Consider the following 22,475-nt stretch of genomic DNA (forward strand, 5'->3'; position numbering starts at 1 on the left):
GTTTCGAAACATGTCGACACTGCATTTCGCATCAGCGCTGCTCCCTTCGGGGTGGGCCGATGACGTGCAGGTGGTGGTGACGGATCAGACCATCACGAAGGTTACAGTCGGCGTTCCGCCGGGCTCGCACGACGAACGCCACAAGCTCGCCATTCCCGGCGTTGCGAGCCTGCACAGCCACGCGTTTCAGCGCGGCATGGCGGGGCTCGCCGAAACGCGCGGCAATTCGGCGGATACGTTCTGGACGTGGCGCGAGACCATGTATCGCTTCGCGCTTGAAATGACGCCGGAAGACACCGAAGCTGTTGCGACGCTGTTCTATGTCGAGATGCTCGAGCAAGGCTTTACGCGCGTCGGGGAATTCCACTACCTGCATCACGACCACGACGGCGCGCCTTACGCCAACCTCGCCGAGATGGCGATGCGAATTGCGCGAGCCGCCGAAATCGCCGGCATCGGATTGACGCTGCTGCCGAGTTTCTACGCACACGGCTCATTCGGCGGGGCCGCGCCGCATGCCGGCCAGCGCCGGTTCATCTGCTCGGTCGACCAATTCGCCAGGCTGATTGATGCGACGCGCATCGCCGTTCGCGCCTTGCCTGGCGCCAATGTCGGCATCGCGCCGCATAGTTTGCGGGCTGTGACGCCTGACGAATTGGCGGCCATCGCGCCACTGGCCGAAGGCGGGCCGGTGCATATCCATGCCGCTGAACAGACAAAAGAAGTCCAGGACTGCATCGCCTGGTCGGGACGACGGCCGGTCGAGTGGCTGCTCGAAGATGCGCCCGTCGATCAGCGCTGGTGCCTGATCCATGCGACCCATATGACAGCGGCGGAAACCGCCGCGCTTGCAGGAAGCGGTGCGGTTGCCGGGCTCTGCCCCATCACCGAAGGCAGCCTCGGCGACGGCATTTTTCCCGCCCGCGAATTCCTCGGCGCCGGCGGGCGGTTCGGCATCGGTACGGACTCCAACGTTCTGGTCGGCGTCACCGACGAACTGCGTCAGCTCGAATATGGCCAGCGCTTGAAACACCGCGAGCGCAACGTGCTCTCAGGCGGTCCCGGCCTGTCGACCGGCCGCGCGCTGTTCGAAGCCGCGCTCACCGGTGGCGCCCAGGCGCTCGCACAGCCAACCGCCGGACTTCAGACAGGCGCGCGCGCCGACATCGTAACCCTCGACACCAGCCACCCCTCACTCGCCGGACGCCGCGGCGACGCTATCCTCGACGGCTGGATTTTTGCTACGAGCGCGGGTGCCGTCGACACGGTCTGGGCAGGCGGCGCCAAGGTCGTCGAGAATGGACGGCATGTATTGCGTCAGAAGGCGCGCGACGCGTTCAACGCAGCGGTTCGGAGGCTCGTCGCATGAGCCTCGTCACCGATCGCGGCAAGCCCCAGTCGGCCGACAAGCCGACGTTGTACAAGCAGATCCGGATCGACATCGAGCGCCGTATCCTGACCGGAGAATGGCCCCCCGGTCATCGCATCCCGTTCGAGCACGAGCTGATGTCGAGCTATGGCTGCTCGCGCATGACGGTGAGCAAGGCGCTGTCGGAGCTGACGCAGGCCGATCTTATCGAGCGGCGGCGCAAGGCCGGCAGCTTTGTCCGCCGGCCCACGTTCCTTTCGGCCGTGCTCAAGATCGCCGACATCCGCGCTGAGATCGGCGCGCTTGGCCGCAGTTACGGCTATGAGCTGATCCAGTGCTCGCGGCGCGCCGCGAACGCCGCCGACCGCGCCCGGCTTGGGGCACGGAAGACCGGAAAGGTGATCGCGATTGCGTGCCGTCACAGCGCCGACGACGTACCGTTCGCCATCGAGGACAGGCTGATCGATCTCGACGCGGTGCCTGAAGCAGCCACGGCGGATTTTGCGACCGAGCCGCCCGGCACATGGCTGCTTCACCATGTGCCATGGACGGAAGCCGAGCATTCGATCAGCGCCATCGTGGCTGATGAGCAGGCAGCGGCAGCGCTCGACATCGCGATCGGCGCGCCCTGCCTGGTGATCGACCGGCACACCTGGCGCAGCGCCCGGCCGCTGACGGCCGTGCGCCTGCTCTATCCGGGCGAGTCCCATAAACTGGTTGCTCGCTTCAAGGGCGGCTGAGGGGACAACGATGCACGCAAGATCTGGCACGGACCATGCAACAATTTCGAGGCAGAAGTTTCGATGAACAGACCAAGATACAATCCATGAACCAGCAAAAGGGATACAGCCATGCGTAGTTTTGGATTTTTCGCGGCAGCCGCCGCTCTCTTAGTAACCGCACCGGCCGCCGCCCAGGATGTAAAGGTCGGCATCGGCATCTCCGGATGGACCGGGTTTGCGCCGCTCACGCTCGCCAACCAGGCCGGGATCTTCAAGAAGAACGGTCTCGATGTGACGATCAAGAAGATCCCGCAGAAGGACCGCCATCTCGCCATCGCTTCCGGCGACATCCAGTGCGCGGCGACCACGGTCGAGACCTGGATTTCCTGGAACGCCAATGGCGTCGCCACCAAGCAGATCTTCCAGCTCGACAAGAGCTACGGCGCCGACGGCATGGTAACGCGGAACGATGTCGCAGCGATCAAGGACCTGAAAGGCAAGACGGTCGCCGCGTCCGCGCCCGGCACGGCTCCCTATTTCACCCTGGCCTGGATGCTCAAGAAGAACGGCCTTACGGTCAAGGACGTCACAGTGGTGAACCTGGAGCCGGCCGCAGCGGCGCAGGCATTCGTGTCCGGCCAGAACGATGCAGCCATGACCTATGAGCCGTACCTTTCGACCGTGCGCGCCGCGCCGGACAAGGGCAAGATCATCGCGACCACGCTGGACTACCCGATGATCATGGACACGTTCGGCTGCACGCCGAAATTTCTGACCGAGAATCCGAAGGCCGCGAAGGCGCTGGCCGACAGCTATTTCGAGGCTGTCGCCATGATCGAGAAGGAGCAGGCCAAGTCCTATGAGATCATGGGATCCGATGTGAAGCAGTCCGGCGAACAGTTCGGCAACTCGGCAAAATATCTGCGCTGGCAAGACAAGGCCGCGAACCAGAAATTCTTCGCTGGCGAGTGGCAGGCGTTCACAAAGGAAGCCGCAGACCTGTTGCTCGAGATCGGCATCATCAAATCGGTTCCGAAGATCGACGATCTCGTTGATACGAGCTTCATCAAGTAGTTTTGGTTTGCGCCGGCCCCGCTTTCGGTCACGGGAGCGGGACCGGCGATATCAGCGCACCGTTTTGGGGATATGCCTGTGATACGCCCTCTGGATCCCGTGACATCGAGGCAGCGCGTCGCCTATGGCCTCGCGTTCTTCGTGCTTTTCGTCGCCGTATGGGCTTGGGCAACCTTCGGCGGCTACGTCTCCAAGACTTTTCTCGCCACTCCACTGACCATGCTGCAGGAGGGTTGGGAACTGCTGGCAAAGCACGGCTTTCTGTTCGACATCGGCATGACCATCTGGCGGGTCGTCGGCGGCTTCGTGCTGGCGGCCATCATCGCCGTGCCGCTCGGCGTCCTGATGGGCGCTTACAAGCCGATCGAAGCCTTTCTGGAGCCGTTCGTCTCCTTTGCCCGTTACCTGCCCGCCTCCGCCTTTATCCCGCTGCTGATCCTGTGGGCGGGCATTGGCGAACTGCAAAAGCTGCTGGTCATATTCATCGGCTCGGTATTCCAGATCATCCTGATGGTCACCGTGACGGTCGGCAACACCAGGCGCGACCTCGTCGAAGCCGCGTACACGCTGGGCGCCAGCGACCGCGGCATCATCAACCGGGTGCTGCTGCCCTCCTCCGCCCCCGAGGTCGCGGAAATCCTCCGGCTCGTTCTCGGCTGGGCGTGGACCTATGTCATCGTCGCCGAGCTGATCGGTTCATCCTCGGGCATCGGCCACATGATCACCGACAGCCAGGCGCTGCTCAACACCGGCCAGATCATCTTCGGCATCATCGTCATCGGGCTGATCGGCCTGGTGTCGGACTTTCTGTTCAAGGGCTTCAACGCCTGGCTGTTTCCGTGGAAGCTGGCATGACCGAACTGAAGATCGACCAGGTCGCCCGCATCTTCCCCGCGCGCCAGGGCCATGCGCCGACACGCGCGCTCGAACCGATCGACCTCGACGTCGGCAACAACGACTTCGTCACCATCCTCGGCCCCTCGGGCTGCGGAAAGTCGACGCTGCTGCGCATCATCGCGGGGCTCGACCGTCCGACCAGCGGCCGCGTCATTCTGGACGGCCAAGAGGTCACGGGCCCTGGCGCGGATCGCGGCATGGTGTTTCAGTCCTACACGCTGTTTCCATGGCTGACCGTGCGCGAAAACATCGCGTTCGGCCTGCGCGAGCGCGGAGTTTCCGAGGCAGACCGCGAAAAAATCGCCGACGGTTTCATTCAGCGCGTCGGCCTGTCGGGTTTTGAGAATCATTGGCCAAAGCAACTCTCCGGTGGCATGCAGCAACGCACCGCGATCGCGCGAGCCCTTGCCAACGATCCAAAGATCCTGTTGCTCGACGAGCCGTTCGGCGCGCTGGATAATCAAACCCGCGTGCTGATGCAGGAGATGCTGCTCGGCATCTGGGAACGCGACCAGAAGACGGTGCTGTTCGTCACCCATGATATCGAGGAGGCGATCTTCCTCGGCAGCCGCGTCATCGTCATGAGCGCCCGTCCCGGCCGTATCAAGGCCGAGATCGCGGTCGATCTGCCGCACCCGCGATCCTACAAGATCAAGACTACGCCCGAATTCGTCAGCCTGAAGGAACGGCTCGTGGAAGAGATCCGCGCCGAGGCATTGAAGGTTGCGGTTCACGCCTGACGATTCGCTCGCTTGTGAAATCCGACAGGGGTGCGGTGAAATCAGCCCCGGATTTTGCTACGCTGATCCCTGCTTGCGTTGGACTCGTTGGATGCCGTCGCATCCATCGCTTCTCACCGCCTCGCCACTTGCGGACCTGCAACGCAGTGCGACGTTCCGAATCCCGACAGGGAGACAGCCATGGTGAAACCGTTTCCGTCGAAGACCCACATCGGCAACCACATGCTGCATCCGGAAACGCTGATGCTGAATTACGGCTACGATCCGCAATTGTCGGAAGGCGCCGTCAAGCCACCGGTCTTCCTGACCTCGACCTTCGTCTTCAGGACCGCCGAAGACGGACAGGATTTTTTCGATTTCGTCTCGGGCCGGCGCGAGCCTCCGGAGGGGATGGGCGCGGGCCTGGTGTACTCGCGCTTCAACCACCCCAACAGCGAGATCGTCGAGGACAGGCTCGCCGTCTACGAGCGCGCGGAAAATTGCGCGCTGTTCTCTTCGGGCATGGCGGCAATTTCGACCACCATCCTGGCCTTCGTCCGCCCCGGCGACGTCATTCTGCACTCTCAGCCGTTGTATGGCGGGACAGAGACACTGCTTGCGAAGACGCTTGCGAACCTCTCGATCGGCGCCGTGGGTTTTGCCGACGGTCTCGATGAGACCGCGGTCAAGGCGGCAGCGGAGGAAGCCATGCGCAAAGGCCGGGTTGCGATGATTTTCATTGAGACGCCGGCCAATCCCACCAACGGTCTCGTCGACGTAGCGATGGTCCGCCGCGTCGCCGACATGATCGCGCAGACCCAGCGGCATACGCCGATCGTCGCCTGCGACAATACCTTGCTCGGACCGGTGTTTCAGCGGCCGATCGAACACGGCGCTGATCTTTCGGTGTACTCGTTGACCAAATATGTCGGCGGTCATTCCGACCTGATCGCGGGCGCGGCGATCGGCTCAAAAGCCATCCTGAAGGATATCAAGGCACTGCGAAGCGCCATCGGCACCCAACTCGATCCGCACTCCTGCTGGATGATCGGCCGATCGCTCGAGACGCTGAGCCTGCGCATGGAGAAAGCGGACCAAAACGCGCGGCTCGTGGCGGATTACCTGCGCGATCACAACAAGGTGGCGAAGGTTCATTATCTTGCTCACCACGAACCGGACTCCGTCGCCGGCCGTTTGTTCGCGCGGCAATGCAGCGGCGCAGGCTCCACATTCTCGTTCGACATCGTCGGCGGCCAGGCGGCCGCTTCAAAGTTCCTCAACGCGCTGCAGATCTTCAAGCTGGCAGTAAGCCTCGGCGGCACCGAGTCGCTTGCCAGCCTGCCCGCAAGCATGACCCACTCCGGTGTTCCCGCTGACATCCGCCAGAAAATCGGCGTTCTCGACTGCACGATCCGGCTGTCGATCGGCATCGAGCACCCGTCCGACCTGATCGCGGACCTCGCGCAGGCCCTGAACGAGGCATAACTGTACGCCACGCGCGAGAGGACTGGATCGCGCCAGCGCCTCGCCACTGCCGCCGCAGAAGCCAGGCGCCCGGCGCGACCGCTCGCCGTCACTTCTTAACGGCGAACACCCAGACGACGCCGCCTTGCGGCACGTTGTTCTCCAGGCCGGGGACCTTGCCCACCAATGCGTCCTGGATGCGCTGCGCGTCCACGCCCCAGCCCGACTGGATGGCGATATACTGCGTCCCGTCCACCTCATAGGCGACCGGCATGCCCATGATGCCGGAGTTGGTCTTTTGCTCCCACAGCAGCTCACCGGTCTTGGCATGGAAGGCGCGGAACATCCGGTCGTTGGTGCCGCCGACAAAGATAAGATCGCCTGCGGTAGCGGTCACCGAACCGAACAGGTGCGACTTGGGAAAATTATGCGACCAGGCCTTCTTGCCCGTGGCCGGATCCCACGCCTGCAGTTCGCCGAAGTGTGTCGCGCCGGGACGAGGTGTCAGGCCGATATCTTCGGGCTTGGTCCCGAGCCAAAGCTGACCGGCAACCAACGGCACTTTCTCGCCGGTGAAGCCGCCGCAGAAATTCTCGTTGGCCGGAACGTAGACCAAGCCGGTTTTCTGGCTGTACGCAGCCGACGGCCAATCCTTGCCACCCCACAACGATGGGCAGAATTCGACCCGCTTGCCAATAATCGGCTTGTGAGCCGGATCGACAATCGGCTTGCCACTCTCGGGCTCAATGCCTTTCCAGACGTCGGTATGAACAAAAGGCCAGCCGGCGACATATTTGATGCTGTCCGGCTTGCGCTCCAGTACCCAGAAAATCGCGTTCCGCCCCGGATGGATAAGACTCTTGATCGTCCGGCCATCCCTTTGCAGGTCGACCAGCATTGGTGCGTCCACCTCGTCCCAATCCCAGGAATCGTTTTGGTGGTACTGGAAGTAAGTTTTCAGCTTGCCGCTATCGGGATCGAGCGCGAGCACTGAACTTGTGTAAAGATTGTCGCCAGGGTGAGTGTCGCCCGGCCAGGGTGCGGCGTTGCCGGTGCCCCAATAGACTGTCCTGGTGTCTGGATCGTAGTTGCCCGTCATCCAGGCAGATCCGCCACCCGTTTTCCAGTCGTCGCCTTTCCATGTCTCGTTACCCGGCTCACCCGCACCGGGAATGGTGAAGGTCCGCCACAGCTCCTTGCCCGTGTTGGCATCATAGGCAACGACGTAACCGCGCACGCCCAACTCGCCACCGGAACCGCCGACGATCACCTTGCCGTCGACGACCAGCGGCATCAGGGTCAGATACTGTCCCTTCTTGTAGTCCTGAACCTTGGTATCCCAGACTACCTTGCCGGTCTTGGCATCAAGCGCCACCAGATGGTCGTCCGTCGTGGCGAGGTACAGCTTGTCCTCCCACAGCCCGACGCCGCGATTGGTCGGGTGCAATTGAAAGAGGTCTTCGGGAAGCTGGCGTTTGTATCGCCAGTACTCGTCACCGGTCTTGGCGTCGAGCGCAATCACCTGCCCCGACGGCGTTGCGACGAACATCACGCCATTGTTGACGATCGGCGGAGCCTCATGTCCCTCGACCACACCGGTCGAGAACGTCCACGCCGGCACGAGATTTTTCACGTTGGAGGTGTTGATCTGGTCGAGCGGGCTGTATCCCTGGCCGTCATAGGTCCGGCGATAATGCATCCAGTTGCCGGGTTCCGGATTTTTGAGCCGCTCCGCAGTCACCGGGGCGTAGTTCTCGATCGGACCCGCGGCAGCGATCGAAACGAGGCATGTAGACGCGAGCAAACCGGACAAAATCCATTGCTTCAAGGCCATAGCGCAACCTCCCCTTTGTTTTCATCTCACGAATTCTGTTTTCTGGTCGTGGATCGAGACGGCCGCCCACCGTCACCTGGCCTGCTGCGCACCTACCTTTCCAATGAATGTTGCGGCCACCGTCAGCGAACCGTCGTCCATCGCCAACGGAAGCGCCGGCAGGCGCCGGGGCGCCGGTCCAAACACAACCTGCGCGCCCTGCCGGGGGTCATATTCCGAATTATGACAAACGCATTTGAACACGTCCTTGTCGCCGCCAGCCGCCTTTACCCAAGCCGTGATCGGACAACCGGTGTGGACGCAGATGGCCGAATAAGCCACGACGCCGCCGGCGGCGCGTGAGCGCGTTTCTTCATCCAGCTCAGCCGGTTCCAGTTTGACGACGAGCACTTCGTTCAGGCGCGAGCCCTTGCGCACGACCGATGTCTTGGGATCTTTTGGCCAGGCCCGAACCGGCGGACCGCCAGCCTGCAAATCCTGCGGCTTGATCACCTCGCCCGCACGATCCCCTTCGGCGAAAACCAGAACGTCGCCCTTCTGAGGCCGCTCGTTGCTTCCAGGTAAATCTTCCTCGGCAATGCAGGGGCTGGACGACGCCAGGCAGGCGCCCGTGGCAAGAGCCGTCAGGATAAGCGCGCGCCGCGTTGGATCCTGACACATCGCTGTCGCGAGTTCCGTGTCTGTGCGTGTGATCGACGTTGTTGCCTGATCGGATTTGCACATCACTCAACCTGAAGGAGAGACTCGGTCAAAAAAATGGCGACAGAAAAATTGTGTCTCGAGCAATCACCTCTTCCATTTGATGTCAGCGATTGCAACAAATGCCCGTAGCGTAAGCCTCCATCGCATCGCCGCTGCAGCCTGGCGCCTCATGCGTATTTTGCAGAACAGCTCAGCCTTCGGTGATGTGCAGTGCATCACGAGCGTGCGAGAGGCCTCACGCCAGCGTTCAATGTGCGCATGCAAGTCCATGCTGACCGCACAATGTTGAAGAGACGATCTTCCATTTTGTCCTGACGGAAACGTTTAAGTTTGACGCCAATTGCTCGTGCCCGATCTCACTGCGTCAGTGTCGCTTACCAAATGCAATTCTTGGGCGATGCCCCGCTTTCGCCAAACATGCGGAAGCAAAATGGAGAACGCCTTATAGTAGTAATCCAAAAGCGCGGCCGACTGAACCAAACCAATAATAACGATCAGGAGGATGGCTCACAGAAATCCCAGCCAGACAGCAAGGAATTTCGAAGCGACGGCGTCGAGTGGTCAGCAGGAGTGTTGCCGCTCACGTCGGAGCTACCATCAGCAGCTTATGAAGAGCGAGGATCGATCATGATTACCTTGAAGATTAACGGCCAGCAAAAGAACTGGGATGGCGACCCCGATCTTCCGCTGCTCTGGTTCCTCCGCGATGAAGCCGGACTGACAGGCACGAAATACGGCTGCGGCCAAGCGCTTTGCGGCGCCTGCACCGTGATCGTCGACAAGCAGGCGGTACGTTCCTGCATCACGTCGGTCTCCGACGTGGTTGGTCGGGAGGTCACGACGATCGAAGGTCTTCATCCGACCGGCGATCACGCAGTTCAGAAGGCCTGGCGCCAGCTCAATGTTCCGCAATGCGGCTTCTGCCAGGTCGGCCAGATCATGCAGGCCGCCGCGCTGCTGACAGAAAATCCGAAGCCCACGCACGACCAGATACGCGAGGCCATGGCGGGCAACATCTGCCGCTGCGGCTGCTATCAGCGCATTGAAAATGCGGTCCACCTCGCATCGACGGGGGTCTGATCATGAACATCATCACCAATCCCAGGAAGCTCCGTGGCTTTGAGCGATACGTCAAAGTCGACAACGTTTCACGCCGCAGCATTTTGAAGGGGCTCGGGCTCGCCGGAGGCTTCGTTCTGGCTGCTCCCGTGATGTCACGCCCCGCCCTTGCCGCGTATAAGACCGGCGCGGGCGAGATGCCGCACGGCACCGTGGTGGATCCGCGCGTGTTCGTCGCGATCGCACCGGACGGCATTGTCACGATCGTTGCGCATCGCGCCGAGATGGGAACCGGCGTCCGCACCAGCCTGCCGATGATCGTCGCCGAAGAGATGGAAGCCGACTGGTCGCGCGTTCGCGTTCAGCAGGCGCATGGCGACGAGGTGAAATTCGGCAATCAGGACACCGACGGATCGCGCAGCACGCGGCACTACCTGATGCCGATGCGCCAGATCGGCGCTTCAGCCCGCACGATGCTCGAAACCGCAGCGGCGAAACGCTGGGGCGTTCCGGCGACCGAAGTGAAGGCGGTCAATCACGAGGTCGTCCACAGTGCGAGCGGACGGCGCATTGGCTTCGGCGATCTGGCGGCCGACGCCGCCAAGGAGTCGGTACCGAGTGTCGAAGGGTTGAGGCTGAAAGACCCAAAGGATTTCCGCTATCTGGGCAAAGGCCAGATCAGCATGGTCGATCTCCGCGACATCACGGTAGGCACCGCGCGCTACGGCGCCGACGTCCGCCTGCCTGGCATGAAATACGCCGTCATTGCCCGGCCGCCAGTAACCGGGGGCAAGGTCGCGTCGTTTGACGGGGCAGCGGCGATGAAGGTGTCCGGCGTCGAGAAGGTCATGGAAGTCAAGGGCTGGCCGTGGCCATCGAAATTCCAGCCACTCGGCGGCGTCGCCGTGATCGCCCGCAACACCGGCGCGGCGATCAAGGGGCGCGACGCCCTGAAGATCGTCTGGGACGATGGCGCCAACGGCAAGTATGAGTCGGTCGCCTACCGGGCCGAACTCGAGGCAGCCGCACGAAAGCCGGGACTGGTGGTGCGGAAGGAAGGCGACGTTGAAGCCGCCCTGAAGGGCGCCGACAAGGTGATCGTCGGTGAGTACTACCTGCCGCATCTCGCCCATGTCGCCATGGAGCCGCCGGTTGCGGTCGCCGACGTCAAGGGTGACAAGGCGGAGATCTGGGGACCGGTGCAAAGCGCCGGCGGAACGCGCGAGGACGTCGCCAAGACGCTCGACATTCCCCAGGAGAATGTCACCGTCAACGTCACGCTGCTCGGCGGCGGCTTCGGCCGCAAGTCGAAGTGCGATTACGCCATCGAAGCCGCCCTGCTTTCAAAGGAGCTCGGCGCCCCCGTCAAGGTGCAATGGACACGGGAGGACGACGTTCGCAACGGCTTCCTGCACACCGTCTCGGTGGAACGCATCGAGGCAGGTCTCGACAAGAGCGGCAAGGTGACGGCCTGGCGCCATCGAAGCGTCGCGCCGAGCATCGCCTCGACATTTGCCGCCAACACGGTGCACCAGGCGCCGTTCGAACTCGGCATGGGGCTGGTCGACATGCCCTTCGAGATCGCCAACGTGCAATGTGAGAATCCGGAAGCGGCCGCGCATACCCGTATCGGCTGGTTCCGCTCCGTGTCGAACATCCCGCGCGCCTTCGCGGTGCAGTCCATGGTCGCCGAACTCGCGCACGCCACCAAACGCGATCCAAAGGACATGCTGCTGGAGCTGATCGGCTCTCCGCGGATCGTCAAGCTCGATTCCGTGAAAGACCTCTGGAACTACGGCGAGCCCTATGACAGCTATCCGATCGACACCGCGCGTCTTCGCAAGGTCGTCGAGCTGGTCGCAGAAAAGGGCGGCTGGGGGCGTTCCGTCCCCAAGGGGCACGGGCTCGGCATTGCCGCGCATCGCAGCTTCGTCAGCTATATCGCGACGATCGTCGAGGTGGCCGTTGACGACAAGGGCAAGCTCACCGTGCCCCGGGTCGATACGGCGATCGATTGCGGCACTTTCGTCAATCCGGAGCGGATCCAGTCGCAGATCGAGGGTACCGCGATCATGGGCCTGAGCCTCGCCAAGCATGGCGCGATCACCTTCAAGGACGGCAAGGTGCAGCAGGGCAATTTCGACGATTTCCCGGTGATCCGGATGGACGAGGCCCCGGCCGTAACGAACGTCTACATCGTGCCCCCCGGCCCGGACACGCCGCCCAGCGGTGTCGGCGAGCCGGGTGTGCCGCCGTTTGCACCGGCGCTGATCAACGCGATCTTCGCCGCGACCGGCAAGCGCATCCGCGCACTGCCGATCGGCAAGCAATTGGAGGCGTAAGGAGGAACGTTAGGCCGAACGGGCCGTTTTCATTGGTCTGAGAGGAGTTCAGGCCGATGAAACCCAACTCAACTGCGCTCGCGGTATCCTTGCTGTCGGGCGTGCTTCTACTAACTGCTCAGGCGGCGACCGCTCAAACGACGTCGCCGCCGGGCGCGACCGCCACGCGGCCGGCGACGAACCCGCCGGGACAAACCTCCCTGCCAAACGAAAGCCCGCCGGCCACGACAACGCAAACCACCGGCGAAGCCAGCCGCGATCCCGTCGTGAAGAAAATGAACGAGGACGAAAAGCAGAAGGTCGAGACCAAGGGCAAGTAGTGCAGTTCCGGCTGGGCCGTTAGACGTGGTCGTCCCCTCGCAACGTCTGTCATCGCTGGCACTGAAGCGTCAGGTCATCCGACAAGCCCGATTGCAGAAGCGGCCGCCGGCCTCAGGGCTCGCAAATCCATGTGCCGGTTCACGTCCTTGTAGAGCAGGTAACGGAACCGCCCGGGCCCACCGGCGTAACACGCCTGGGGGCAAAAGGCGCGGAGCCACATATAGTCCCCGGCCTCGACCTCGACCCAGTCTTGATTGAGCCGGTAGACGGCCTTGCCCTCAAGAACATAAAGACCGTGCTCCATGACGTGGGTCTCCGCAAACGGAATCGACGCGCCCGGCTCGAAAGTGACGATGGTGATGTGCATGTCGTGCCGGATGTCTGATGGATCGACGAAGCGCGTCGTGGCCCATCTTCCATCCGTATGAGGCATTGGTGTTGGCGTGATGGAATCTTCGTTTGTCACAATGGGTTCCGGCGTCGCGATCCCGGACACGCGCTGATACAGCTTCCGGATCCAGTGAAACTGCACCGCTTCGGAGCTGCGATTCTGTACGCTCCAGCGGCAACCGGGCGGAAGATACGCAAAGCCACCGGGCCGCAACACGTGTTCCGCCCCGTTGAGCCGCAAGGCCAACTTACCGCCAACCACGAACAGCGCCCCCTGCGCTTCCGTATCGGGCTCCGGCGATTCGCTTCCGCCGCCCGGCGCCACGTCGACAAGGTAATGGGAGAACGTTTCGGCGAATCCGGATAGCGGTCGGGCCAGCACCCAAACGCGCGCATCGTTCCAGTGTGGAAGATAGCTTGTAACAATGTCGCGTATGACGCCCTTGGGTATCACCGCATAGGCATCCGTAAAAACCGCGCGGCCGGTCAGAAGCTCCGTCTGGGCTGGATGCCCGCCGGTTGGGACGTGATAGGTTCGAGATGACATTTCCTGGCCTCTCAAAGACGGTTCTTGTTCATCGAACGACTAGCCCTGCTTCGCCGTAATGCCCGGGTGCATTGCAGCACTATCGAACGCGACCCGCAGCCAGTCTGGTTCTTCAAGCCACTTTTCCTCGAGGTTGCTTCCCGCGCCCTTTCGATCGACGACAACGAACGGACTGGCGTCCGCAATGACAAGCAGCGGATGATGCCAGCAGTTTCTCGCGTAGTTGACGCCCTGTCGTCCCGACGCAGCAAACGCCCGGTAGCTCGACGGGATGCCCGGATCTGCGCAAACGACCACCAGCCAGGGCGCTTCGTTCAACGGGACGAAAAGCTGGCTGCCGAGCGGATGACGCTCCATCATCTTGATGACAATCGGCGCCGGTCTCACCGTGCCGATGAACAGGCTGATATTGACCTCTCCGCCTGCCGAGGCGACGTCAATCTTCGCCAGATCGTCATAGCGACTGGCAAATCCTTCGTTGATCAGTTTCGGCTTCACATCTTCGGTCTCGACGACCTCGCCGAAAGGCGCGAACCCCGCCTTTGACAAAGGTGCAACCGAAAGCGTCAGCATCGTTCAAACTCCGATCAACTTCGAGCATGGCGAGGCGTCCAGATCGGCCCGGTTGGTCTGGCCGATACCGGACGCCTTATGCCTGATATCAGATCGCCTGAGGCTGCGCTCCCGTTGTGTCCAGATCCGCCGGATCGATCCCTGCTTCCGCGCTCACGGGATCGACCTGCCCATTCAGGACCCGATGCGCCTTCTCCCGATCGATGTCGCCTTCCCAGGAGGCCACCGCGACCGTGGCGACGCAATTCCCGATATAGTTGCCCAGCGCGCGTGCGATGCCAATGAACCAGTCCACCGACAGGATCAGCACCAATCCGATGGCCGGAATGGCCGGGATGGCCGCGAGGGTGGCCGCAAGCACGACGATGGCGGAGCCGGGGACGCCGTGAGCGCCCTTCGAGGTCAGGAGAGCAACGCCGAGAATTGCCAGAAGATCACCCGTGGCCAGCGGCGTATTGGTCGCCTGGGCAATGAACACGGCGGCCAGCGTCAAATAGATCGAGAAGGCATCCAGATTGAACGAATATCCCGTCGGGATTACCAGTCCGACGGTCGACGGCTTGATGCCAAGAAGTTCGAGCTTGCGCATCGTCTGCGGAAGCACGCTGTCTCCGGCTGCCGTGCCGAGAACGATCGTCAGTTCCTCGCGCAAATAGCGGAGCAGCTTGAACAGGCTGAAGCCGGAAACGCGCATGACCGCGCCCAGCACGACGACGACAAAGACGACCACGGCCACATAGAACAGAGCGACGAGCCCGCCGAGTTGCTTGAGCGAGCCGATGCCGTACTTGCCCACCGTAAATGCGATCGCCCCGAACACACCGAGCGGCGCCAACCTGACGACGAAATTCATCATCTTGAAGACGATGTCACTCACACGTCCGATGAAATCCGTCACCGGCTTGGCCCGCTCGCCACACAGGGAGGCAGCACAGCCGAACATGATCGAGACGATCAGCACCTGCAGGATGTCGCCGGTCGTGAAGGCCCCGACCACCGTCGAGGGAATGAGCTTCATGAGGAATTCCGAGACACCGCCGCCGGCGACCTGGGCCGCCGTCTGACTGAAGCCGCTCAACGCTTTTGCATCCAGCGTCTTCGGATCGATATTCATTCCGGTACCGGGCTGGAAGTAATAGGCGAGCGCAATGCCGAGCACCAACGCAATCGTCGTGATGACCTCAAAGTATATCAGCGCGCGCACCCCGACTCGCCCAACCTTCGACAGGTCCCCTGCGGCGGCGATCCCGTGCACGACAACGCAAAACACGATCACCGGAACCAGCATCTTGATGAGCTTGATGAAGCCGTCGCCCAGCGGTTTCATTTGAAGAGCGGCATCCGGGTGAACCATGCCAAGCGCAATACCCAGCGCCAGCGCCACGATGACCTGGAAGAAGAGTGACTTGAATAGCCTTGGCACGACGTTCCCTCGCTTGGTCGGTGTTTTCATTTGATGTGGCTTCGTCGGCCCGCGGCCGGGTGCCACTTTTGCTCTTAAACGCGACGCTGACGTCGCTTCGAAACCGATGATTGCCCGCCGGACCCCGTCCCGGCTGCGCACCAAGCCATTCGTTGACCATGCCGAACCAAGTGTCCAATATATAGAACGACACGATCAAGAGGGAAATCCTATGGATCTCCGCCAGCTCCGGTACTTCATTGCGGTGGCCGAGGAGCGCAGCTTCACTGCTGCGGCGCGACGATTGAATCTTTCGCAGCCTCCTCTCAGCCAACATATCCAGTCGCTAGAAGCGGCGTTGGGAACACAGCTTCTCTACAGGACCAGTCGCAAGGTCGAGTTGACGCAAGCCGGAGAAGCCCTCCTGGCGCGTGCACGCGCCATTCAACAGCAGATCAAACTGGCCGAGGACGAGATCCATTCAATCGGCGCCGGCCTGGTCGGGACTCTCGACATCGGAGCAACCGGCTCCATCCTGCGCGGACGCCTGGCCGACCTGCTCGCCGCGTATCGAAAGGATGCGCCTTCGGTAAGGATGACGGTGCATGAGCAAGCGCCGGCCCTGCAGATCGCGGCCCTCCTCAATCACACGACAAACATCAGCCTGAACCGCAGCATCCCCACCGAGCATCTGCTCCGCAGCGAGCTTGCGTGGTCGGAAGAGGTTGTGGTTGCGATGCAGAAGACGCATCCACTGGCGCGACGCAAGCGCATCGCCCTCGGCGACCTTGCGTTGGAGGATCAGATTGTCCTGCAGCCCGAAAGTTCACAGTTTGCGCGCTACATCCAGAAATGTTGTGTCGACGCCGGCTTCCTGCCGCGGGTTTCCCAGCAAGTCATCGATGCACAGTCGGTCCCCAGTTTGATCGCCGCCGGCTTCGGAGTAGCGCTGGTCCCACAATCAATTGCCCGCTTCACGACTGACGAAATCGTATTTCGGCCAATCAGGCCTTCACCGCCCTCCGCCGATGTCTTTCTCGTGTTCAGGAAAGACGAGACGTCGATGGTCGTACACAATTTCATCAAGCTGGCCCGGCGTTTTCTCAGCCAGAAACCAAATTCCGGCCACCCGTCCAGCAGCTGATGGTCGTCCCGGCGGGGATCTCGCCTGTCAGCCGGCGGGGCTTCACGCCGCCAGAATTTTCTCGGGCGCCGCCGCGGGCAAATTCTGGCTGTCGCCGACCGCACGGTTGGTGATCTGCCCGCGATGCACGTTGAGCCCGGCGCGCAGATGCGGATCCTCGATCAGCGCGCGGATGCCCTTCCCGGCCAGCGCAAGGCCGAACGGCAGCGTGGCATTGTTGAGCGCATGGCTCGACGTGACAGGCACGGCGCCGGGCATGTTGGCGACGCAATAATGCACGATCTCGTCGACCAGATAGGTCGGCGCCTGATGGGTCGTCGGCCGCGACGTCTCGAAGCAGCCCCCTTGGTCGATCGCGACATCGACCAGCACGGCGCGTCGCTTCATGCGGGCGAGATGCGCGCGAGAGACGAGTTTCGGCGCGCTGGCGCCCGGCACCAGCACCGCGCCGATGACGACGTCGGCGCCGATGGCCTCCTCCTCGATCGCATCCTGCGTCGCATAGCGCGTGCGAACGCGACCGAGGAACATCTCGTCAAGGACGCGAAGCCGCGGCAGCGAGCGGTCGAGGATGACGATGTCGGCGCCCAGGCCTGCCGCCATCCTGGCGGCATGCGTGCCGACCACGCCGCCGCCGATCACGGCGATCCGGCTCGGCGCGACGCCGGGCACGCCGCCGATCAGCTTGCCCATGCCGTCCGCCGATTTTCGCAAGGCGGCGCCTGCCGCCTCGATCGCCAGCCGTCCCGCCACCTCGCTCATCGGCGCCAGCAGCGGGAGCCCGCCATTTGCGTCCGTTACCGTCTCGTAGGCGATCGCGGTGCAGCCGGACGCGAGAAGCCCCTTGGTCTGCGCGGTATCAGGCGCAAGGTGCAGATAGGTGAAGAGGATCTGGTTCTCGCGAAGCTGGCGCCATTCCGTCGGCTGCGGTTCCTTGACCTTGACCACCATGTCCGCGGTCGCGAAGACCTCGGCTGCCGTGTCCACGATCGCTGCACCGGCCGAACGGTAAATATCGTCACCGGCGCCAATGCCGAGCCCGGCGCCCTGCTCGACGATCACGTCGTGTCCCTGCGCCACATATTCCCGGACCGACGCCGGCGTCAGACCGACGCGATATTCCTCGACCTTGATTTCCCTGGGCACACCGATCCGCATCGCCTTGCTCCTGCATTGGAAGCTGCTATCCGACATCAAAAACTATCTCTGAACGGACAACGCTTCTCTGCGAATAGCGGCTTGCCGGCAGCATTTTTCGCAGATATTCTGCTCTTTGCTGACAAAAATTAGAGAATAGCGGCGTGAGCGAGCTGGATCGCATTGATCTTCGGATTCTGGCTGAGTTGCTCTCCGACGCACGGGCCAGCCAGATCGAGCTCGCCGAAAAGGTCGGGCTGTCACCCACCGCCTGTGCGCGTCGCATTCGTCAGCTCGAGGAAACCGGCATCATTCGCGGCTATCGAGCCGACCTCGAACCGACTGCGCTCGGCCTCGTCACGACGGTTGTCGTCACCATCACGCTGGAGAAACAAAGCGAGGAATATCTCGCCGCGTTCGAAGCGGCGATTGCCCGCTGCCCCGACGTGGTGTCCTGCCACCTGATGTCGGGCAGCGATGACTATCATCTGCAGGTGATCGCGCGCGACATCGCCGACTTCGAGCGCATTCACAAGCAGCATCTTTCGCGGATGCCCGGCGTCGCGCGCATCCATTCGAGCTTTGCGATGCGCGAAGTGGTTCGCAGGGCGATCCCTGAAACGGCATTACAGCGTTAGCTTCGTTGATCGCAGTCGTCGACCTGGCGCCAGAGAAGGCACACGCTAATCCGCTTCGGCGGATTTTCCTCCCTTCCCGAACACGCGGCTCGCCCGCACGTCCGAGGCCTCAATCGATTTTATGTCGTCCACAGTCAGGACATGGTCGAGATCGGCGATGAGACGATTGGCCTGGCGCAGCCGCAGGCGATCCAGGGCGTTGCGGATCGAACGCGCGTTGGAGAACAGCGGCTGGTTCTTGCGCAATGCAATGTAGCGAACGAATTCCGCCCGCGCCTCCGGCGTGAACTTGTAGTTCATTTCCCGCAACATCAGTTCCGCGATGTCGATAAGCTCATCGTCGGAATAATCGGGAAAGTCGATGTGATGCGCGATGCGCGATCGGAAGCCGGGATTGCTCGCGAAGAACTTGTCCATGCGGTCGCCGTAGCCGGCGAGGATCACCACCAGATCGTCGCGCTGCGATTCCATCACCTGCAGCAGGATCTCGATCGCCTCCTGGCCGTAGTCGCGCTCGTTGTCCGGCCGGTACAGGTAATAGGCCTCGTCGATGAACAGCACGCCGCCCATCGCTTTCTTCAGGATCTCCTTGGTCTTCGGCGCGGTGTGGCCGATATATTGCCCGACCAGTTCGTCACGCGTCACCGACACCACCTGACCGCGGCGGACGTAGCCGAGCCGGTGCAGGATATCGGCTATCCGCAGCGCCACCGTGGTCTTTCCGGTGCCGGGATTGCCCGTAAACGACATGTGCAGCGTCGGTGCTCCCGAGGTCAGTCCCATCCGCTTGCGGATGCGCTCGATCAGCAGCAGTGACGCGATCTCGCGGATTCGCGTCTTGACCGGCTTCAGGCCGATCAGCTCACGATCGAGCTGCGTCAGGATTTCCTCGATGCCGACGGCCTCAAGCTCTTCCCGAAGGCTTACCCTGTCCGTGGTTGTTGGCACATCCATATCCATCTGCCGAACCTCAGCGCGCATTCCCGAGAGACAAAAAACTCCGTCGCCGCTTGCACAGCGACGGAGCAGTTAGTTCGGCGAACGTAGCAACGATCAGGGAGAACACGTTCGCCGACCCGAGGAGCTGTTTCAACCGTAGCGCCGGCCCTCCGGGCGGTCGGCGGCATAGGATGTCGTCGTGTAGCGGATGTTGCGACCGGCCGCCTCGTGGCGTTCGAGGCGGAAGCCGGGCTCATCCTTCGGCCGATTGACGATGAACGACAGCCGCAGCGACTCCCAGCCATGGCTGGAATCGTAGGCCGACATCCGGATGTAGCGGTCGCCATAGACCTTGCGGCACTCGTTGAGTTCCATCAGCACGCCCGCGGCATCCGGCAGGTCGAACATCGGCAGGCCCCACATCTCCCAGAAATTGTTGCGCGGATGCGGGTCGTCGGTGAATTCGATGTTCACCGCCCACCCCTTGCCGAGGCAATACTGCACCTGCCGCGTGATCTGCTCATCGGTGAGATCAGGCAGAAACGAAAAGCAACCTTGAGTGATACGCATGATCTTTTCTCCTTACATCGCGACGCTGGCGGTCGGCACGTAGTCCGGCATATCTGTCGATTCGTAGTTGAAAGTGACGTCCTTCCAGACCTCGAGCGCCGCCTTCAACGGCGTGCAGGTCGCTGCCGCCTTGGCGAGAATCTCAGGCCCCTCGTGCACGTAGTCACGACCCTCGTTGCGGGCGAGGATCATCGCTTCCAGCGCCACCCGGTTGGCGGTAGCGCCGGCCTGGATGCCCATCGGATGACCGATGGTGCCGCCGCCGAACTGCAACACCACGTCCTCGCCGAGATGATCGAGCAGCTGGTGCATCTGGCCGGCATGAATGCCGCCCGACGCCACCGGCATCATCTTGTTGAGGCTCGCCCAATGCTGGTCGAAGAACACACCGTGTTCGAGCCGCGTCGGGTTATAGTCCTCGCGGCAGATGTCGTAGTAGCCGCGGGTAGTTGCTGGATCGCCTTCCAGCTTACCCACCACCGTGCCGGCATGAATGTGATCGACACCTGCGAGGCGCATCCATTTCGCGATGACACGGAACGAGACGCCGTGGCTACGCTGCCGCGTATAGGTGGAATGCCCTGCCCGGTGCAGATGCAGGATCATGTCGTTGCGGCGCGCCCACTTGGCCATCGACTGGATCGCGGTGTAGCCGATCACCAGGTCGATCATGATGATGACCGACCCGAGCTCCTTGGCGAATTCGGCGCGCTCATACATGTCCTCCATGGTGCCGGCGGTGACATTGAGATAGGTGCCCTTGATCTCGCCGGACGCAGCCTGCGCTTTGTTGACGGCTTCCATGCAGTAGAGAAACCGCTCGCGCCAGTGCATGAACGGCTGTGAGTTGATGTTCTCGTCGTCCTTGGTGAAGTCGAGCCCGCCCTTCAGCGCCTCGTAGACCACGCGTCCATAGTTACGTCCCGAGAGGCCGAGCTTCGGCTTCACCGTGGCGCCCAGCAGCGGACGGCCGAACTTGTCCATGCGTTCGCGCTCGACCACGATGCCGGTCGCCGGCCCCTGGAACGTCTTGACGTAGGCCACCGGCAGCCGCATGTCCTCCAGCCGCAGCGCCTTCAGCGGCTTGAAACCGAACACGTTGCCGATGATCGAGGCCGAGAGGTTTGCAATCGATCCGGGCTCAAACAGGTCGAGATCGTAGGCGATGTAGGCAAAATACTGCCCCGGCGCATTCGGCACGGGATCGACGCGGTAGCACTTGGCGCGATATTTTTCCGCCGCGGTCAGGCGGTCGGTCCACACCACGGTCCAGGTCGCGGTCGAGGATTCGCCGGCAACCGCCGCCGACGCCTCGATCGGATCGACCCCGTCCTGCGGCGTGACGCGGAACAGCGCGATGATGTCGGTATCCTTGGGCTCGTAGTCGGGCTCCCAATAGCCCATCTTCTTGTATTCGAGGACGCCGGATTTATAGCGATCCTTGCCGCGGACTGTCATCGAGTGCATGTTCATTTCGGCCTCCTTGGCTGGTGTGCGGCGACTGGTCGGGATCGAACGCGTCGTCAGGTCATTCTGCGGCATCGGCCATCCCTCCCATGCGTGGATCGAGCGCGCCGGAGCGATAGCGCCTGGCCATCTCGGCCAGTGGGATGACCTTGATTTGCGAGGCGTGGCCCGCCGTGCCGAATTGCTCGAACCGATCACGGCAAAGGTCGCGCAGCGCATCCATCGCGGGTTTAAGGAATTTTCGCGGATCGAATTCGCTTTTGCTTTGCATTGCGACCTTGCGAAACGCAGCCGTCATCGCCAGCCGGCAGTCGGTATCGATATTGACCTTGCGCACGCCGTGCCTGATGCCGCGGACGATCTCCTCGACCGGCACGCCCCAGGTCTGCGGCATCTCTCCGCCGAAGGCATTGAAGGCGTCCTGCAGCGGCTGCGGCACCGAGGACGAGCCGTGCATCACCAGATGCGTGTTGGGGAGCCGGCGATGAATCTCCTCCACCACCCGCATGGCAAGGATGTCACCGTCCGGCTTGCGCGAGAATTTGTAGGCGCCGTGCGAGGTGCCCATCGCGATCGCCAGCGCATCGACCTTGGTGGCGCGAACGAAATCGACCGCCTGATCCGGATCGGTCAGCAGTTGATCGTGGCTGACCTCGCCTTCGACGCCGTGGCCGTCCTCTTGTTCGCCGCCGCCATGTTCGAGCGAGCCGAGCACGCCAAGCTCGCCCTCCACCGAGGCGCCGATCCAGTGCGCGAGCTCGACGACGCGGCGGGTGATGTCGACATTGTAGTCGTAATCCGCCGCAGTCTTGGCGTCGGCTTTCAGCGAGCCGTCCATCATCACGGAGGTGAAGCCGTGCTGGAGCGCGGTGGCACAGGTCGACTCCTCGTTGCCATGGTCCTGATGCAGGCAGATTGGAATCTGCGGATGCATCTCCTCCAGCGCGTCGATCATCTTCGACAGCATGATGTCATTGGCATAGGAGCGCGCGCCCCGCGAGGCCTGGATGATCACGGGCGCATCGGCAGCCGCCGCCGCTTCCATGATCGCGAGCCCCTGCTCCATATTGTTGATGTTGAACGCCGGCACGCCGTAGCCATGCTCAGCGGCATGATCCAGCAATTGCCTCAATGTGATTCTGGCCATCGGCGGCTCCTGTCGGTA

The 22,475-nt window shown here is 62.3% G+C and carries 21 protein-coding genes; 11 read left to right on the plus strand and 10 right to left on the minus strand.

The window, feature by feature from the left end; translation table 11 throughout:
• Positions 1-10 precede the first annotated feature (10 nt).
• The 6 genes from CQ14_RS09415 (at position 11) to CQ14_RS09440 (ending at position 6,266) form a co-directional block, all read left to right on the plus strand.
• Positions 11-1,369, plus strand: coding sequence for a formimidoylglutamate deiminase (locus tag CQ14_RS09415; protein WP_057857623.1), 1,359 nt, complete (start codon positions 11-13; stop codon positions 1,367-1,369).
• Positions 1,366-2,109: a histidine utilization transcriptional repressor HutC gene (gene hutC, locus CQ14_RS09420; RefSeq protein ID WP_057857624.1), complete on the plus strand. Its 744-nt coding sequence runs from the start codon at positions 1,366-1,368 to the stop codon at positions 2,107-2,109. The genes CQ14_RS09415 and hutC overlap by 4 nt, the downstream gene beginning before the upstream one ends.
• 111 nt (positions 2,110-2,220) lie before the next feature.
• Positions 2,221-3,165, plus strand: coding sequence for an ABC transporter substrate-binding protein (locus CQ14_RS09425; protein WP_057857625.1), 945 nt, complete (start codon positions 2,221-2,223; stop codon positions 3,163-3,165).
• Between the two features lie 81 nt (positions 3,166-3,246).
• Positions 3,247-4,020 (plus strand): ABC transporter permease, encoded by a 774-nt coding sequence (locus CQ14_RS09430; RefSeq protein ID WP_156434827.1) that lies wholly within the window; start codon positions 3,247-3,249, stop codon positions 4,018-4,020.
• Positions 4,017-4,802, plus strand: coding sequence for an ABC transporter ATP-binding protein (locus CQ14_RS09435; RefSeq protein WP_057857626.1), 786 nt, complete (start codon positions 4,017-4,019; stop codon positions 4,800-4,802). The genes CQ14_RS09430 and CQ14_RS09435 overlap by 4 nt, the downstream gene beginning before the upstream one ends.
• Before the next feature lie 180 nt (positions 4,803-4,982).
• The gene (locus CQ14_RS09440) at positions 4,983-6,266 is read left to right on the plus strand and encodes a cystathionine gamma-synthase family protein (RefSeq protein WP_057857627.1); all 1,284 of its coding nucleotides are present in this window, start codon (positions 4,983-4,985) and stop codon (positions 6,264-6,266) included.
• A gap of 88 nt (positions 6,267-6,354) precedes the next feature.
• Here CQ14_RS09440 and CQ14_RS09445 read toward each other — a convergent pair whose 3' ends face one another.
• Both CQ14_RS09445 and CQ14_RS09450 read right to left on the minus strand, forming a co-directional pair.
• On the minus strand, positions 6,355-8,079 hold the full coding sequence (locus CQ14_RS09445; protein WP_057857628.1) for a methanol/ethanol family PQQ-dependent dehydrogenase: 1,725 nt from the start codon (positions 8,077-8,079) through the stop codon (positions 6,355-6,357).
• 72 nt (positions 8,080-8,151) lie between these two features.
• Positions 8,152-8,739 (minus strand): QcrA and Rieske domain-containing protein, encoded by a 588-nt coding sequence (locus tag CQ14_RS09450; protein WP_245320275.1) that lies wholly within the window; start codon positions 8,737-8,739, stop codon positions 8,152-8,154.
• Positions 8,740-9,408: 669 nt separating this feature from the next.
• Here CQ14_RS09450 and CQ14_RS09455 point away from each other — a divergent pair.
• The 3 genes from CQ14_RS09455 to CQ14_RS09465 are packed head-to-tail and all read left to right on the plus strand — an operon-like array spanning position 9,409 to position 12,502.
• Positions 9,409-9,861, plus strand: coding sequence for a (2Fe-2S)-binding protein (locus tag CQ14_RS09455; RefSeq protein WP_057857629.1), 453 nt, complete (start codon positions 9,409-9,411; stop codon positions 9,859-9,861).
• A gap of 2 nt (positions 9,862-9,863) precedes the next feature.
• Positions 9,864-12,182: a xanthine dehydrogenase family protein molybdopterin-binding subunit gene (locus CQ14_RS09460; protein ID WP_057857630.1), complete on the plus strand. Its 2,319-nt coding sequence runs from the start codon at positions 9,864-9,866 to the stop codon at positions 12,180-12,182.
• A 56-nt stretch (positions 12,183-12,238) separates the two neighbouring features.
• A complete protein-coding gene (locus tag CQ14_RS09465; RefSeq protein ID WP_057857631.1) occupies positions 12,239-12,502 on the plus strand; it encodes a hypothetical protein in 264 nt (87 codons plus the stop codon).
• 74 nt (positions 12,503-12,576) lie between these two features.
• Here CQ14_RS09465 and CQ14_RS09470 read toward each other — a convergent pair whose 3' ends face one another.
• From CQ14_RS09470 to dctA, 3 genes are all read right to left on the minus strand, one after another.
• Positions 12,577-13,440 (minus strand): bifunctional allantoicase/(S)-ureidoglycine aminohydrolase, encoded by an 864-nt coding sequence (locus tag CQ14_RS09470; RefSeq protein WP_057857632.1) that lies wholly within the window; start codon positions 13,438-13,440, stop codon positions 12,577-12,579.
• Between the two features lie 39 nt (positions 13,441-13,479).
• The gene (locus CQ14_RS09475; RefSeq protein ID WP_057857633.1) at positions 13,480-14,013 is read right to left on the minus strand and encodes an ureidoglycolate lyase; all 534 of its coding nucleotides are present in this window, start codon (positions 14,011-14,013) and stop codon (positions 13,480-13,482) included.
• An 88-nt stretch (positions 14,014-14,101) separates the two neighbouring features.
• Positions 14,102-15,436 (minus strand): C4-dicarboxylate transporter DctA, encoded by a 1,335-nt coding sequence (gene dctA, locus CQ14_RS09480; RefSeq protein WP_057857678.1) that lies wholly within the window; start codon positions 15,434-15,436, stop codon positions 14,102-14,104.
• A 211-nt stretch (positions 15,437-15,647) separates the two neighbouring features.
• Here dctA and CQ14_RS09485 point away from each other — a divergent pair, with 211 nt between their 5' ends.
• Entirely contained in the window at positions 15,648-16,559 is a 912-nt protein-coding gene (locus CQ14_RS09485; protein ID WP_057857634.1) for a LysR substrate-binding domain-containing protein, read from the plus strand.
• Positions 16,560-16,601: 42 nt separating this feature from the next.
• Here the strand turns inward: CQ14_RS09485 and ald are convergent, their stop codons facing one another.
• On the minus strand, positions 16,602-17,717 hold the full coding sequence (gene ald / locus CQ14_RS09490; RefSeq protein ID WP_057857679.1) for an alanine dehydrogenase: 1,116 nt from the start codon (positions 17,715-17,717) through the stop codon (positions 16,602-16,604).
• Positions 17,718-17,860: 143 nt separating this feature from the next.
• Between ald and CQ14_RS09495 the strand changes: the two genes are divergently transcribed.
• On the plus strand, positions 17,861-18,334 hold the full coding sequence (locus tag CQ14_RS09495) for an Lrp/AsnC family transcriptional regulator (protein ID WP_057857635.1): 474 nt from the start codon (positions 17,861-17,863) through the stop codon (positions 18,332-18,334).
• Positions 18,335-18,379: 45 nt separating this feature from the next.
• On the opposite strand, the gene cbbX is transcribed toward CQ14_RS09495, so the two are convergent.
• From cbbX to fba, 4 genes are all read right to left on the minus strand, one after another.
• Entirely contained in the window at positions 18,380-19,288 is a 909-nt protein-coding gene (gene cbbX, locus CQ14_RS09500) for a CbbX protein (RefSeq protein ID WP_245320272.1), read from the minus strand.
• A gap of 135 nt (positions 19,289-19,423) precedes the next feature.
• Positions 19,424-19,843 (minus strand): ribulose bisphosphate carboxylase small subunit, encoded by a 420-nt coding sequence (locus tag CQ14_RS09505; RefSeq protein WP_057857637.1) that lies wholly within the window; start codon positions 19,841-19,843, stop codon positions 19,424-19,426.
• Between the two features lie 12 nt (positions 19,844-19,855).
• Positions 19,856-21,316, minus strand: coding sequence for a form I ribulose bisphosphate carboxylase large subunit (locus CQ14_RS09510; protein WP_057857680.1), 1,461 nt, complete (start codon positions 21,314-21,316; stop codon positions 19,856-19,858).
• 55 nt (positions 21,317-21,371) lie between these two features.
• Positions 21,372-22,457 carry a class II fructose-bisphosphate aldolase gene (fba, locus tag CQ14_RS09515; protein ID WP_057857638.1) on the minus strand — a complete coding sequence of 362 codons (1,086 nt, stop codon included), beginning with the start codon at positions 22,455-22,457 and terminating at the stop codon, positions 21,372-21,374.
• Positions 22,458-22,475: the final 18 nt, after the last annotated feature.

The organism is Bradyrhizobium lablabi (assembly GCF_001440475.1).
Classification (GTDB): Bacteria; Pseudomonadota; Alphaproteobacteria; order Rhizobiales; family Xanthobacteraceae; genus Bradyrhizobium; species Bradyrhizobium lablabi.

Bases quoted from the DNA above. Each gene is read 5' to 3' on its own strand.
- CQ14_RS09470 (WP_057857632.1), bottom strand. From the start codon at position 13,440: ATGTCATCTCGAACCTATCACGTCCCAACCGGCGGGCATCCAGCCCAG.
- hutC (WP_057857624.1), top strand. From the start codon at position 1,366: ATGAGCCTCGTCACCGATCGCGGCAAGCCCCAGTCGGCCGACAAGCCG.
- CQ14_RS09450 (WP_245320275.1), bottom strand. From the start codon at position 8,739: ATGTGTCAGGATCCAACGCGGCGCGCGCTTATCCTGACGGCTCTTGCC.
- CQ14_RS09455 (WP_057857629.1), top strand. From the start codon at position 9,409: ATGATTACCTTGAAGATTAACGGCCAGCAAAAGAACTGGGATGGCGAC.
- CQ14_RS09510 (WP_057857680.1), bottom strand. From the start codon at position 21,316: ATGAACATGCACTCGATGACAGTCCGCGGCAAGGATCGCTATAAATCC.
- ald (WP_057857679.1), bottom strand. From the start codon at position 17,717: ATGCGGATCGGTGTGCCCAGGGAAATCAAGGTCGAGGAATATCGCGTC.
- CQ14_RS09435 (WP_057857626.1), top strand. From the start codon at position 4,017: ATGACCGAACTGAAGATCGACCAGGTCGCCCGCATCTTCCCCGCGCGC.
- cbbX (WP_245320272.1), bottom strand. From the start codon at position 19,288: ATGGATGTGCCAACAACCACGGACAGGGTAAGCCTTCGGGAAGAGCTT.
- CQ14_RS09475 (WP_057857633.1), bottom strand. From the start codon at position 14,013: ATGCTGACGCTTTCGGTTGCACCTTTGTCAAAGGCGGGGTTCGCGCCT.
- fba (WP_057857638.1), bottom strand. From the start codon at position 22,457: ATGGCCAGAATCACATTGAGGCAATTGCTGGATCATGCCGCTGAGCAT.
- CQ14_RS09445 (WP_057857628.1), bottom strand. From the start codon at position 8,079: ATGGCCTTGAAGCAATGGATTTTGTCCGGTTTGCTCGCGTCTACATGC.
- CQ14_RS09465 (WP_057857631.1), top strand. From the start codon at position 12,239: ATGAAACCCAACTCAACTGCGCTCGCGGTATCCTTGCTGTCGGGCGTG.
- CQ14_RS09460 (WP_057857630.1), top strand. From the start codon at position 9,864: ATGAACATCATCACCAATCCCAGGAAGCTCCGTGGCTTTGAGCGATAC.
- CQ14_RS09440 (WP_057857627.1), top strand. From the start codon at position 4,983: ATGGTGAAACCGTTTCCGTCGAAGACCCACATCGGCAACCACATGCTG.
- CQ14_RS09415 (WP_057857623.1), top strand. From the start codon at position 11: ATGTCGACACTGCATTTCGCATCAGCGCTGCTCCCTTCGGGGTGGGCC.
- CQ14_RS09505 (WP_057857637.1), bottom strand. From the start codon at position 19,843: ATGCGTATCACTCAAGGTTGCTTTTCGTTTCTGCCTGATCTCACCGAT.
- CQ14_RS09425 (WP_057857625.1), top strand. From the start codon at position 2,221: ATGCGTAGTTTTGGATTTTTCGCGGCAGCCGCCGCTCTCTTAGTAACC.
- CQ14_RS09485 (WP_057857634.1), top strand. From the start codon at position 15,648: ATGGATCTCCGCCAGCTCCGGTACTTCATTGCGGTGGCCGAGGAGCGC.